Raw genomic sequence first — 13,637 nt, 5'->3', positions numbered from 1 at the left:
TTTTGATGGAATATTGACAAGAAACGGTTGGTGAAAGTTCTTGTTAAAAAAGGTTGAAGGAATTGTGATTCGAACCGTGGACTATGGTGAAACAAATAAAATAATCACGCTTTATACTAGAGAGACGGGTAAGGTTGGCGTCATGGCAAGAGGCGCAAAAAAACCAAAAAGCCGTCTTTCTGCTATTTCTCAGCTTTTTGTATACGGCCAGTATCTATTCCAGCATACTTCAGGTCTTGGGGGACTTAATCAGGGAGAAATTATTGATTCTTTCCGTTCCATCCGCAATGACTTATTTCTTACGTCGTATGCAGCGTATGCAGCAGAGCTTGTTGATAAATTAACAGAGGAAAGAAAGCCGAATCCGTACTTGTTTGAAATGCTATACCAGGTTCTTCATGCCTTAGATGAAGAAAAGGATCCAGAGGTTGTACTATTTATCTTTGAATTGAAAATGCTTCGTGTAGCTGGAATTACTCCTCAATTAGATCGCTGTGCTAATTGTGGTTTGAATGAAGGCAAATTCCATTTTTCAATCAATGAGGGTGGTTTGCTTTGTCATCGGTGTCTATCGGTTGATCCATATCACATACCTATGACGAAACGTACATCAGAACTTCTTCATCTTTTTGCTCATATTGATCTGGGTAGGTTGGGAAATATCTCATTGAAGACAGAAACAAAAAAAGAAATTAGGCTTATTCTTAATTTGTATTTTGAAGCATATTCTGGTTTATATTTAAAATCAAAACGATTTTTAGACCAGCTCGACCGGTTTAATCTTGAATGAAGAGCCCAAGAACTATTTTCTGGGCTCTTTATTCGTATTTCAACGAATTTCAAAACGAAGAATACGAGCGTTTTCTAAAATTAGGCTGAGTACTTTCGTCAAGATGGTATAATCGTATATAATAATGAAAATAAAGTATAACATTATAAGAAAAGGTGGTGAGTCATATCCAACTTAATAATCGACAGGAAACAATTCTTCAAATCGTCAAAAATGAAGGCCCAATTACAGGTGAGCATATTGCTGAGAAGCTTAGCTTAACAAGAGCAACTCTAAGACCTGACCTTGCTATTCTAACAATGGCTGGCTACCTTGACGCGAGACCAAGAGTAGGATATTTTTATACTGGAAAAACCGGGTCGCAGCTTCTAACTGAAAAAATAAGGAAAATTAAAGTAGATGATTATAAGTCTATCCCAGTAGTGGTGCAGGAGAATGCAAGCGTTTATGATGCGATTTGTTCTATGTTTCTAGAGGATGTAGGGACATTATTTGTGGTGAATGAACGAGCGCACCTAGTAGGAGTATTATCAAGGAAAGACCTTCTAAGGGCTGCGCTAGGTAAGCAAAATTTAGAAAGTATTCCTGTTACAATTATCATGACAAGAATGCCTAATATTACGGTTTGTTCCAAAGATGACCTTTTAATTGAAGTAGCAAACCAATTGATTGAAAAACAAATTGATGCTTTGCCAATTGTAAAAGAAGTAGAGGATGGAATAGAGGTCATCGGTCGAATTACCAAGACGAATATAACCAGGTCTCTTGTGGAACTTGCAAAGGATGAAATCATTTAGCATAGGAGGTTTTTATGACAAATACAGCTAATCGAGCAATCGTGTATGTGATATCGGATTCGGTTGGTGAAACAGCAGAGCTTGTAGTAAAAGCAGCTACGAGCCAGTTTGATCCCACCGATTTTGATGTGCGTAGAGTACCATATGTAGAGGATACAGCTACAATTCATGAAGTTATGACGCTTGCGAAAGAGACAAAGGCAATTGTCGCTTTCACTCTGGTTGTTCCAGAACTGCGTGAATTTCTTCTTGAGGTGGCAGGTAGAGAGAATATTCAGGCAGTTGATATTATCGGTCCAATGATTGATCATATGGAAACTGTTATAGGTAAAGCCCCTCGTAATGAGCCTGGACTCGTACATAAGCTCGATGAGGATTATTTTCGAAGAGTAGAAGCAATTGAATTCGCTGTGAAATATGATGATGGAAGAGACCCAAGAGGAATTGCTCTCGCTGATATTGTATTAGTTGGTGTTTCTCGAACATCTAAAACGCCATTATCCCAATATTTAGCGCACAAACGATTAAAGGTTGCTAATGTCCCTATAGTACCGGAAGTTGATCCTCCAGAAGAATTATTTAATGTAGCAGAAGGGAAATGCTATGCTTTAAAAATTAGTCCTGAGAAATTAAATAATATTCGCAAAGAACGCTTAATAGCACTTGGACTTAATGCAGAAGCTAGCTATGCTAATATGACGCGTATAAACGACGAATTGGAGTATTTTAATACGATTATTAATAAGATGAACTGTCAGGTGATTGATGTATCAAATCGTGCTGTAGAGGAAACAGCCAATTTAATTTTGAGTCTTTATAAAGGCAAACATTCTTCCTAATAAAATAATTATAAAAAAAAACCATCATCGACATGAAAAAAATGATACGATGATGGTGTTTTTTTATGCTTTTTATCTGTTCAATTTAATAAATTTAGTATATAATCAAATATTGTCAATAAAAATTGTCTATAATCATAAAGTAAGGCTTTTAGATGAATAGTCAGATTTATTAAATAGTCTGAACTAAAATTCTGAAAGTTAAAACATAAATTTCAAAAGAAGGATAACTCAGGGAGATGTAGAATAGAGAATTATGACGAAAAAGAAACTGACGCTTTTTGTCGATGCAGATGCCTGTCCTGTTCCAGTTAAAGAAGAAATCATGTCTTTTAACCAAGCTCTATCAGATGTTGAAATTATTTTTGTTGCTTCTTATGCTCATATGAGCACAACATTCAGAGAAGCGAAGTGGGTTATGGTAGACTCTGAGAAGGAAGAAGCAGATCTCTACATTCATCGCCATTCGAGCAAAGGAGACATTGCAGTAACTCAAGATTATGGGTTAGCAAGCCTGCTGCTGCCTAAGGGTGTATTTGTTCTTTCTCCGCGAGGAAAAAGTTATACCGAAGAGAACATTTCAACTCTTCTACATACTCGTTACCTTGCTTCTAAAAGTAGAAGGGCAGGAAAGCACACAAAAGGACCTCGTAAATTCACTGGTGATGATCGAGTTCAATTTCGAAAAAAATTAATTGAAATATTGTCGAATTATGAAGGAGATTATTTTTATTTGTCGAAATTATAAAACCTGTTGGTGATAATGAATGAGTGGCAGAATCCCAGAAGATAAAATTGAAGCGATTCGCCGTTCCACAGACATTGTCGATGTGATTAGCGATTATGTCAAGCTGAAAAAACAAGGAAGAAACTTCTTTGGCCTTTGTCCTTTTCATGGCGAAAGTACTCCCTCTTTTTCAGTAGCACCTGATAAACAAATCTATCACTGCTTTGGGTGCGGCACAGGCGGTAACGCTTTTTCGTTTTTAATGGAAATTGAAGGGTATAACTTTATAGAGGCTGTTCAAGCACTTGGACAGAAATCAGGAATTGAATTGCCTGAAGTTCAAGATCGAGACAGCAGTGGGTCAAAAGCTTCGGAAAACGATGTGGTATACAAAGCGCATGACTTTCTTGCTAAGTTATACAATCACTGTATGGTGAAAACTCCTGAAGGCAAAGGAGCTCGTGAATACTTAAATAATCGAGGCTTTACAGATGAAATGATAGAAGAATTTCAACTAGGCTTTGCACCTGATTCTTGGGATTACGCAACGAACTATTTACAGAAAAGAAATTATCCTCTTCCTAAAGTAGCGGATGCAGGTCTTTTAGCGAAAAGAGAGTTTGATGGCAAGTATTTCGATCGTTTTCGAAATCGTATTATGTTTCCAATTTGGGATCCCAAAGGTAGACCTGTTGCTTTTGGTGGAAGAATTATCGGAGACGGCGAACCGAAGTATTTAAATAGTCCAGAGACTGCTCTCTTTCAAAAAGGAAAGTTTCTTTACGGCTTTCACCTAACTCGTTCAGCAATTCGCATGAAAGATCAAGCAATTCTTCTTGAAGGATATGTTGATGTGATTACTGCTTATGGGAATGGGGTACAAAATGTTGTAGCAAGTCTTGGAACAGCCTTAACGAAAGATCAAGCTAAACTTATTAGAAGACAAACAGAAACCGCAGTTATTTGTTATGACTCTGATAAAGCTGGTACTCAGGCTGCGATAAGAGCTGCAGATGAATTAATTGAGGCTGGTTGCTATGTCAGAATTGCTAAAATGCCTGATGGACTTGATCCCGATGACTATATCCAAACATACGGAGCAGAACGTTTTGAGAAGGATGTAATAGGGGCAGCGCCAACGGTCATGGCTTTTAAAATGGAGGTTCTCAGAGCAGGAAAAAACCTATCAGATGAAGGAGAACGAATCCGCTATATCGAAGAAGTACTTAAAGAAATTAGTGGCCTCACGAAAGCTGTTGAAAGAGATCATTATCTTAGACAGTTATCAGAGGAGTTCTCGCTTTCACTTGATGCATTAAAGCAGCAGGTATTCCAATTTCATAAGGAGGGGAAGAATAAGAAGGATAATGCTCCTCCAAAAAGGGATAATAATGCTAGGAAAAATTTCTATGTGAAGAAAAAACTCCTGCCTGCCTATCATAATGCAGAACGAATTCTGCTTGCATACATGATGCGTGACTTAAATGTAGCAGAAAAAGTGCAGGAAGAGGTTGGCGGTTCGTTTAATATTGATGAGCATAGTGCGATCGCTGCTTACTTGTATAGCTTTTACGCTAATGGACATGATGCGGATGTTAGCCAATTCATGGAGCAGCTTACTGATCCTAACCTTGTCAAAATTGCTTCTGAATTGGCCATGATGGATTTAAATGAAGACGTGTCGGATAAAGAACTCCAAGATTACGTTCGACAGGTGTTAAATTATCCAGAATGGATAAAGATAGAAGAGAGAGAAAAAGAGAAAAAAGAAGCGGAAATGAAGCAAGACTTTGTCCAGGCAGCTAAGATCGCCATGGAAATTCTCGAAATGAAGAAGAATCTTAAAAAAACATTTTGAGAAAATGACTATCTGTATTGTTGAGATGTATGGAAGGAGGGGATCGAATGGCTGAAAAACCAACGCGCCAGCCGGCGGAAGGTGAATTAACCATCGATCAAGTGAAAGAGCAGTTAGTAGAGCTTGGAAAGAAAACAAGCTTAATTACTTACTCTACGATCGTAGAACGGTTGTCCCCGTTTGAACAGGATTCCGATCAAATGGATGAATTCTTTGAATATTTAGAGGAACAAGGTGTTGAAGTCATCGAAGATAATTCTGATAACCCTTCGCCTCAAGAAGTTAATAAAGAAGAAGAATTTGATTTGAACGACTTAAGTGTTCCTCCGGGTGTCAAAATAAATGATCCGGTTCGTATGTACCTTAAAGAGATTGGTCGTGTAGACCTTCTTTCTGCAAAGGAAGAGATTAGTCTAGCACAACGTATTGAAGAGGGTGACGAAGAGGCTAAGCGTCGTCTCGCTGAAGCAAACCTTCGACTTGTTGTTAGTATCGCGAAAAGATACGTTGGACGAGGAATGCTCTTCTTAGATTTAATTCAAGAAGGTAATATGGGACTTATTAAAGCAGTTGAAAAATTCGATTATCGCAAAGGGTACAAATTTAGTACGTATGCAACATGGTGGATTCGTCAGGCAATTACTCGAGCAATTGCAGACCAAGCTAGGACCATACGTATTCCCGTTCATATGGTCGAAACAATTAATAAATTAATTCGAGTTCAGCGTCAACTTCTTCAAGATCTTGGCCGCGAACCATCTCCTGAAGAAATTGGTAAAGAAATGGACCTTTCCCCAGAAAAAGTGCGTGAAATTCTTAAGATCGCTCAAGAACCTGTCTCACTTGAAACACCTATTGGGGAAGAAGATGACTCTCACCTTGGTGATTTTATTGAAGACCAGGATGCTCTTGCGCCTTCAGACGCAGCAGCATATGAGCTTCTTAAGGAACAGTTGGAGGACGTACTCGATACATTAACAGATCGAGAAGAAAATGTTCTCAGACTGCGCTTCGGGCTCGATGATGGACGTACTAGAACTCTAGAAGAAGTAGGACGTGTATTTGGTGTTACACGTGAACGTATTCGCCAGATTGAAGCGAAAGCACTTCGCAAGCTTCGTCATCCAAGTCGTAGCAAGCGACTTAAAGATTTTCTAGAATAGGTTAAATATCCTCTCCGCCTGCACATGCAGGCGGAGAGTTTTTTTGCGGAATTTTAATCGTGATAAACTTTAGCGAGTTCATTCGTAAGCGAATACATTTCTTGTCATTTATTTTACTGATTTTTCATTCGTTTTGCAAATCCGCCTTTTTCCTTGAAAAGCGCACATGCTTATAAATAAAGGGTTTATAGATGAGTTAATAAAAAAATAATATATTTAATTATTTTTATTTTCTAAAATGTTGAAAAAGTAATTACTTAAAGAGATAATGAAATGTAAGCGCATTCACATTATGGAGTAGTAATTAACAGGAGGTTATTGTACATGAACTTTGACTTGACGAAAGAACAAAAGATGATTCAAAAGATGATTAGAGAATTTGCTGATGAGAAGGTTGCACCTGGAGCTGAACAAAGAGATAAGGAAAAGCGATTTCCTAAAGAGATCTTTCAGCAACTAGGCGATCTTGGAATTATGGGTCTTCCGTTCCCTGAAGAGTATGGTGGTGGCGGTGCCGATACAATCAGCTTCGCAATAGTTGTAGAAGAGTTAAGTCGAGCATGTGGATCAACAGGAATTACATATTCAGCACATGTTTCCCTTGGTGGAGCGCCACTTAATTTATTTGGCACTGAAGAACAAAAACAAAAATATCTTGCTCCAATTTGTTCTGGTGAATCTCTTGGGGCGTTTGGATTAACTGAGCCTAACGCTGGATCTGATGCAGGTGGAACGGAAACAGAAGCTGTAATGGATAACGGAGAGTGGATTATCAACGGTAGTAAATGCTACATTACAAATGCTTCATATGCTGACCACCTCGCTTTAACTGCTATTACAGATCGCAAAGATGGTAATAAAGAGATAAGTGCTATTATTGCACCTACATCAGCCCCAGGCTTTAGGGTAGTCGATAACTATGAAAAGCTAGGACTTCATTCTTCCAATACAACCGAACTAGTTATGGAAGATGTAAGAGTGCCAGAAGAGAATTTACTCGGTAAGCGAGGGGACGGTTTCAGACAGTTCCTTATTACACTTGACGGAGGACGTATAGGAATAGGTGCAATGGGAGTTGGAATTGCACAAGCAGCTTATGAGAAGGCGTTACAATACGCAAATGAACGGAAACAATTCGGCCGTGCAATTTCAAGGTTTCAAGCGATCCAGTTTAAGCTCGCAGATATGGCGATGAAGATTGAACTAGCACGTACAATGGTATACAAAGCTGCTTGGTTAAAAGATCAGGGCAAAAAATTCACGAAGGAAGCATCGATTTGCAAACTGTATGCATCAGAGATCTGTATGGAGGTTTGTGATCAGGCGGTACAAATACATGGCGGTAACGGTTATATGCGTGACTACCATGTAGAGAGATATTTCAGAGATGCGAAGCTTCTTGAAATTGGGGAAGGTACTTCTGAGATTCAACGAATGGTAATTGCTCGTGAAATTGGCTGTTAAACTGAACGAGCGCTCGGTTAGTTAAGATTATAGATAGGGGTGGGTGTCTATGTCAGAACTGCTACAAGAGACGATAGGCTCGATGCTTGAAAGGCAAGTAAAGCAATTTGGATCAAGAGAAGCTGTTGTTTATTCAAAAGAGGGTGTTCGTTATACATTTAACGAATTTAATGAAGAAGTTAATCGGACAGCAAAAGCGCTGTTACAGTTAGGTGTCGCAAAAGGAGAACATATTGCAGTATGGGCAACGAATGTGCCAGAGTGGCTCCTGCTTCAATTTGCAACAGCTAAAATTGGGGCTGTTTTAGTTACCGTGAATACGAACTATCAGACAACAGAGCTTGAATATGTGCTGAAGCAGTCTGAAGCAACTCGGTTGTTTTTAATTAGTGGATTCAAGGGAACCTCTTATACTGAAGCATTTCTAAAGCTTCAAAAAAATGGCGATGACGTAGTGAATGGAAAATGTGCCATTGAAATGCTTCCACATTTAAAGGATGCAATTTTCATTGGCAATGATTCACATCCTTCTTTTTTAGGGTGGGATAGGTTCATGGATGAAAGTCGATCAATTGGTGATGACGAGTTAGCTAATCGAAAAAAGGAGTTACAACCAGAAGATGTAATCAACATGCAGTACACATCTGGGACTACTGGATTTCCGAAAGGCGTTATGCTCACTCACTCGAATATTTTAAATAATGGACTTCAAATTGGACAATGTATGGAGCTCACTGAAAAAGATCGTCTGTGTATACCAGTTCCGTTTTTTCACTGTTTCGGATGTGTACTTGGTACACTTGCTGCATTTTCTGCTGGAGCATCCATATTTCCAATCGTTGAATTTGAACCTGAGCTCGTGCTTAAAACAGTAGAAAAAGAACAGTGTACAGCATTACATGGTGTACCAACCATGTTTATTTCTGAGCTTAGCTTACCAGCCTTTGATTCATATGATTTAAGCTCCCTTCGGACTGGAATAATGGCAGGAAGTCCTTGTCCAATCGAAGTAATGAAAAAGGTAATGAATCGTATGAATATGTCAGAAATTACAATTGCATATGGTCAAACGGAGTCTTCACCTGTTATCACCCAAACAAGAACAAATGATCCGATTGATTATAGAGTGAATACAGTGGGTAGAGCACTGCCAGGCGTTGAAGTGAAAATTATTGATCCTGTGACAGGTAAGAAAGCAGAACCCGGATTTACTGGCGAATTATGTACCAGGGGATACCATGTCATGAAGGGCTATTATAATATGCCTGATGCGACAAGCGAAGCAATTGATGTAGACGGATGGCTTCATACAGGTGATCTTGCAAAAATGGATGAGGAGGGCTATGTACAGATAACAGGACGTTTGAAGGACATGGTCATACGTGGAGGAGAGAATATTTATCCACGTGAAATTGAAGAATTTCTGTACACCCATCCTGCTGTACTTGATGTCCAAGTCATTGGATTACCTGATGAAAAATACGGTGAGAAAGTAGTAGCTTGTATTCAACTAAAAGAGAATGAGTTAGCTTCTGAAGCGGATATTCGTTCGTATTGTGAAGGGAAAATTGCTCGATATAAGGTTCCTACTCATGTGTTTTTTGTGGATGAATACCCTATGACTGCATCGGGTAAAATTCAAAAGTACCGTCTCCGAGAATCTGCAGTTGATTGGGCAAAGAGTAAGACAAAAACCATGTGATAATAAACAGAAGGCATCAGTGAATGTGCTGATGCCATTTTGTTTTATCATTAGAATTTGCTATGATAGAAGCAGAGTGAAAACTATGACAAATATGTGATTTGCCACGGTCCCCCTTTTCATTTATAGCGTTTTCAAGTAAAATAAGTTATGATTTGTTTACTCTTACATAATTGGGGAAAACGACATCAGCGAATCGGTACAAGGAGGAAAAGAAATGAAAAAAAATCCGCTTATCCCATTTGCGTGGACAGCAGTTATTGGATTAATTCTCATTATTGGTGTTTCTTTCTGGGCATTGCAACAGGGTGGGGAGGAAAGCGCTGAAGGCCATGGAGGTAATGGTGAAAAGCAGGAGCAAGCTGAAGCAGCAGCACCTAAAGAAATTTATGCTCAGAACTGTGCTTCCTGTCACGGTGGCGACCTAGGAGGCCAAGTAGGGCCAGCTCTAACTGCAGTTGGGGGAAAGTATTCTAAAGATGAAATTCTCGGGATTATTAAGAATGGTAAAGGTGGCGGAATGCCTGCTGGAGTTATTCAAGGCGAACAGGCTGAGGCAGTAGCTAAGTGGCTTTCTGAGAAAAAATAAGAAAAGAAAGAAGCTTTCTGTGAGAACAGAAGGCTTTTCTATTTGTATTTCATACTAAATCTCTCTGTATACTTCTATGTTAAGTCCGGTACTGAGAGGGTAAACTAAACTAAAGAAACTAGATAAGTAGTGGTGAAAAGATGAACGATAAATTATTATCTGAAAGACTTAAACTAGTGGCAAGCTTTGTTCCTGAAGGAAGTAGAGTTGCAGATATCGGTTCAGATCATGCATACTTGCCGTGTTATTTAATGAATCATAAGCGAATCGCTGGTGCAGTTGCTGGTGAAGTCAATGAAGGACCTTACCAATCAGCAGTAAGTCAGGTGAAACGAAGCGGATTTGCCAATCAAATCGCTGTTCGGAAGGGGGATGGACTCGAAGTTCTTTCTCCTGGTGAGGTCGATGTGATAACAATTGCAGGAATGGGAGGGCAATTAATTCGCGATATAATCCTCGGTGGTTTGGAGAAACTGGAAGGTGTTCAACGTTTAATTCTTCAGCCAAACGTTGCCGCTCACCTTCTACGTGAACGACTTGCTGACTTGAATTGGGAGCTTGTAGAAGAAACCATAATAGAGGAAGATCATAAAATTTATGAAATTCTAGTATTTGATGCAGGTGATGGAAGAAACCCTTACCAAGGATTGGAAGGAAAGGAACTTCAGAAACAGTTACTTGCGGGACCTATTCTGTTGAAAGAGAAAAACGAAGCGTTTATAAAGAAGTGGCAGAATGAGTTAATAAAGCGTGAACGTATTCTCCTCTCATTAGAACATGCAGAGGGGATCTCAGAAAAAGAAGCACAGGTGAAAAATGAACGTGACTTGATCAAGGAGGTACTTTCATGACGAAACTAGCTTCAGGCCAGGCAATTATTCAGGAATTTGAGTCGTGGTCAAAAAAGAAATATGCGGAAGACGGAGATCCAATTGGATTGCAGGTTGGAAGTTTAAATAAAAAAATAAATAAAGTAATGACTGCTCTTGATGTCTTGCCAAATGTGGTAGAAGAGGCTATTAGAGAGGGTGTGGATTTGATTATAGCTCATCATCCAATTCTTTACCGCCCACTCAAGAAAATAAATTTAGATACAGAACAGGGAAAAATGATTGAAGCATTAATCAAAAATAATATCACAGTTTATGCTGCGCATACGAATTTGGATGTTGCGCCTGGTGGAGTTAATGATATGCTAGCTGACGCACTTTCATTAAAAAATACGAAAGTACTTGTAGAAACTTACAAAAACCAGTATAAAAAAATAGCGGTCTTTGTACCAGCTACTCATGAGGAAGAAGTAAGAGAAGCATTATCAAACGCTGGAGCTGGCTATATTGGTGCATATAGTGACTGTACATTTAGTTCGCAAGGGACTGGGAGGTTTAAGCCGACAGAGGGGACAACCCCATATCTCGGAGAAACTGGTAAATTGGAAGCGGTAGAAGAAGTAAAGATAGAAAGTATTTTCCCTGCTGACTTGCAGAGTAAAGTACTACGAGCGATAACGAGTGCACATCCATATGAAGAAGTGGCTTATGACATTTATCCATTGGAGAATGAACCAGAGAAGCTTGGACTTGGTAGGATTGGGCATTTAGAAAGCGATATGACGCTAGAGGAATTTGCTAGCTTCGTTAAAGAGAAGCTAGGTGCTAGCGGAGTACGAATTGTAGGTGATCTTCAATCAACGGTTAAAAAGGTAGCAGTGCTCGGTGGAGATGGAAATAAATTTATCCATGCTGCGCGGTTTAGTGGTGCAGATGTTTTCGTGTCAGGGGATATTTATTACCATGTAGCACATGATGCTATGATCGAGGGGCTTCAAATTATTGACGCTGGTCATAATATTGAAAAGATTATGATCAAAGGTGTTCAGAAGAAATTACAATCGTTTGTAGAAGATAAGCGTTTTGATACAGAAATTATTGCATCTAAAGAAATAACGGATCCTTTTCAATTTAGATAATTAAGACTAAGAAGCCCGCCTCATATGAGGCGGGCTTCTTAGTTATTTTTTGACCTTTACTTTAGGAAGTATTTTGGAAGCTGGAACATTTCGCTCGCGAGTCCACGTATTGGTATCTTCAGGATCATATTGATCGAGGAATCGAATGACCTCTTTGGTAATAGGTGTAGGCGTTGAAGCACCAGCAGTTACACCAACTGTTTCTACTCCTTTTAACCACTCAAGCTCGATTTCTGAAACATCAGCAATTCGATAGGCAGGTGTTCCGGCAACTTCAATTGAAACTTGTGCAAGTCGGTTTGAGTTGTTGCTTTTTGGATCACCAACCACAAGTACAAGGTCTGTATCTCCGGCTTGCTCTGCAACAGCTTCTTGACGAACTTGAGTTGCATTACAAATTTCATTATGGATAACAGCGTGAGGATAGCGTTCCATTGCTCTTTCCATAATTTCTTGAACGTCCCACTGACTCATTGTCGTCTGGTTCGTAATAATAATTCGTTCAGAATCAATCGAAAGCTCATCAACTTCTTCTGGTTTCTCTACTAGATGAACAATGTCAGGGGCAATTCCCATAGCACCTTCTGGTTCAGGATGGCCCTTTTTGCCAACATAAATGACATGATAGCCTTCTTTTTGCTTCTCGCGAATTAAATCATGAGTCACTGTAACGTCAGGACAAGTCGCGTCAAGAACTGTTAAGCCTTTTTCCTCTGCAAGCTCTCGTACTTGAGGTGAAACACCATGTGCTGTGAAAATGACTGTGCCAGATTCAACATTTTTCAAAATTTCCATACGGTTTGGTCCATCAAGTGTGATAATGCCATCATCTTCGAAGGCATCTGTAACGTGTTTATTATGAACAATCATCCCCAAAATAAAAATAGGGCGTGGTAGTGTTTTATCAAGAGCAGCATTTCTTGCTATTACCATAGCGTCTACGACACCATAGCAGTAACCTCTAGGTGAAATTTTTGTAACTTTCATCGAGTACCTCCTCAACCCATATAAGGATTGTTGTATAACTAATCTACATCAATTATAAAGGAGATGACCTGATAACTCAATGAATGGGAATTGTTTAAACGTATAGTCTTGGCTTTGACTTTCTGACGTTTTCTTCAGAAATCGATTCTTTTTTCTTTTTAGTAGCAGCTATAGGCGGTTTTTTAGATGGCTTACTCTTGTTTGTCTTTTTCTTCGCTTTAACAGGTTCATCATCTGAGTCATCATTTTCACCATCGTCATTAGAGCCAGAAGACTTCTGATATTCTTTGAAAAGTGCAATCATTTCAGGAAGCTGCTTAACCATAGGTCCATATTGCTGAACCATTGGTTTAATGGTGTCCGCTGCCTGCATAACTTTTTGTACGTTTTGAATCATTCCCATCATATCCATACCGCCCTGGCCAGCTCCAGGAAGAAGTCTTGATAGCATTCCGCCGGCTTGCTGAGGAACGCCCGGCATAACGCCGCGCTGAAGAGCAGGAAACGACCCAGGAGGCATAGGAAGTGATTGCGGTGATGCTCCACTTCCGCCTAGAATTCTAGAAAGGAGCCCTCCTGTTCCGGTTTGAGGTTGTTGTGGAACTCCTGGGCCACCTGGAAATCCACCTCCAGAAAATCCGCCTCCTGAGAATGGGAAACCCATTCCAGGTCCCGGACCACCTTGAGGGGATGGAGGAAATTGGTTCATGTGATACCCTCCTTTTCATAACTTGACCAATTTATAATGTTGT

13 protein-coding genes are annotated in these 13,637 nt (G+C 39.5%); 11 read left to right on the top strand and 2 right to left on the bottom strand.

All coding sequences use genetic code 11. The features are described from left to right. Positions 1–40 precede the first annotated feature (40 nt). From recO to JI666_RS06135, 11 genes are all read left to right on the top strand, one after another. Positions 41–790, top strand: coding sequence for a DNA repair protein RecO (gene recO, locus JI666_RS06185; RefSeq protein ID WP_206889891.1), 750 nt, complete (start codon positions 41–43; stop codon positions 788–790). Between the two features lie 155 nt (positions 791–945). Beyond that, positions 946–1,587, top strand: coding sequence for a transcriptional regulator CcpN (ccpN, locus tag JI666_RS06180; RefSeq protein WP_414635129.1), 642 nt, complete (start codon positions 946–948; stop codon positions 1,585–1,587). A 14-nt stretch (positions 1,588–1,601) separates the two neighbouring features. Then, positions 1,602–2,426, top strand: a complete 825-nt coding sequence (locus tag JI666_RS06175; protein WP_206889889.1) for a pyruvate, water dikinase regulatory protein — start codon at positions 1,602–1,604, stop codon at positions 2,424–2,426. 256 nt (positions 2,427–2,682) lie between these two features. Then, positions 2,683–3,174, top strand: a complete 492-nt coding sequence (locus JI666_RS06170) for a YaiI/YqxD family protein (protein WP_206889887.1) — start codon at positions 2,683–2,685, stop codon at positions 3,172–3,174. A gap of 19 nt (positions 3,175–3,193) precedes the next feature. Then, complete coding sequence (dnaG, locus tag JI666_RS06165) at positions 3,194–5,011, top strand: DNA primase (protein ID WP_206889885.1); 1,818 nt, start codon at positions 3,194–3,196, stop codon at positions 5,009–5,011. Positions 5,012–5,058: 47 nt separating this feature from the next. Further along, positions 5,059–6,174: an RNA polymerase sigma factor RpoD gene (rpoD, locus tag JI666_RS06160; protein ID WP_048308854.1), complete on the top strand. Its 1,116-nt coding sequence runs from the start codon at positions 5,059–5,061 to the stop codon at positions 6,172–6,174. 324 nt (positions 6,175–6,498) lie between these two features. Next, complete coding sequence (locus tag JI666_RS06155; RefSeq protein ID WP_206889883.1) at positions 6,499–7,638, top strand: acyl-CoA dehydrogenase family protein; 1,140 nt, start codon at positions 6,499–6,501, stop codon at positions 7,636–7,638. A gap of 49 nt (positions 7,639–7,687) precedes the next feature. Then, a complete protein-coding gene (locus tag JI666_RS06150) occupies positions 7,688–9,340 on the top strand; it encodes an AMP-binding protein (protein WP_206889882.1) in 1,653 nt (550 codons plus the stop codon). Positions 9,341–9,557: 217 nt separating this feature from the next. Further along, entirely contained in the window at positions 9,558–9,929 is a 372-nt protein-coding gene (gene cccA / locus JI666_RS06145) for a cytochrome c550 (RefSeq protein ID WP_206889879.1), read from the top strand. A gap of 140 nt (positions 9,930–10,069) precedes the next feature. Beyond that, positions 10,070–10,780, top strand: coding sequence for a tRNA (adenine(22)-N(1))-methyltransferase (locus JI666_RS06140; protein ID WP_206889877.1), 711 nt, complete (start codon positions 10,070–10,072; stop codon positions 10,778–10,780). Then, entirely contained in the window at positions 10,777–11,898 is a 1,122-nt protein-coding gene (locus JI666_RS06135) for a Nif3-like dinuclear metal center hexameric protein (RefSeq protein WP_206889875.1), read from the top strand. The genes JI666_RS06140 and JI666_RS06135 overlap by 4 nt, the downstream gene beginning before the upstream one ends. A 42-nt stretch (positions 11,899–11,940) precedes the next feature. Here JI666_RS06135 and JI666_RS06130 read toward each other — a convergent pair whose 3' ends face one another. Continuing rightward, positions 11,941–12,885 carry a 4-hydroxy-3-methylbut-2-enyl diphosphate reductase gene (locus JI666_RS06130; RefSeq protein WP_206889868.1) on the bottom strand — a complete coding sequence of 315 codons (945 nt, stop codon included), beginning with the start codon at positions 12,883–12,885 and terminating at the stop codon, positions 11,941–11,943. Between the two features lie 94 nt (positions 12,886–12,979). Next, positions 12,980–13,594: a VrrA/YqfQ family protein gene (vrrA, locus tag JI666_RS06125; protein WP_206889866.1), complete on the bottom strand. Its 615-nt coding sequence runs from the start codon at positions 13,592–13,594 to the stop codon at positions 12,980–12,982. Positions 13,595–13,637 lie beyond the last annotated feature (43 nt).

The sequence above is a fragment of the Bacillus sp. NTK071 genome, from assembly GCF_017303315.1.
Taxonomy (GTDB): domain Bacteria; phylum Bacillota; class Bacilli; order Bacillales; family Guptibacillaceae; genus Guptibacillus.
Note: the sequence above shows the minus strand (reverse complement) of the source record. Positions and strands in the feature narration are given on the sequence as shown.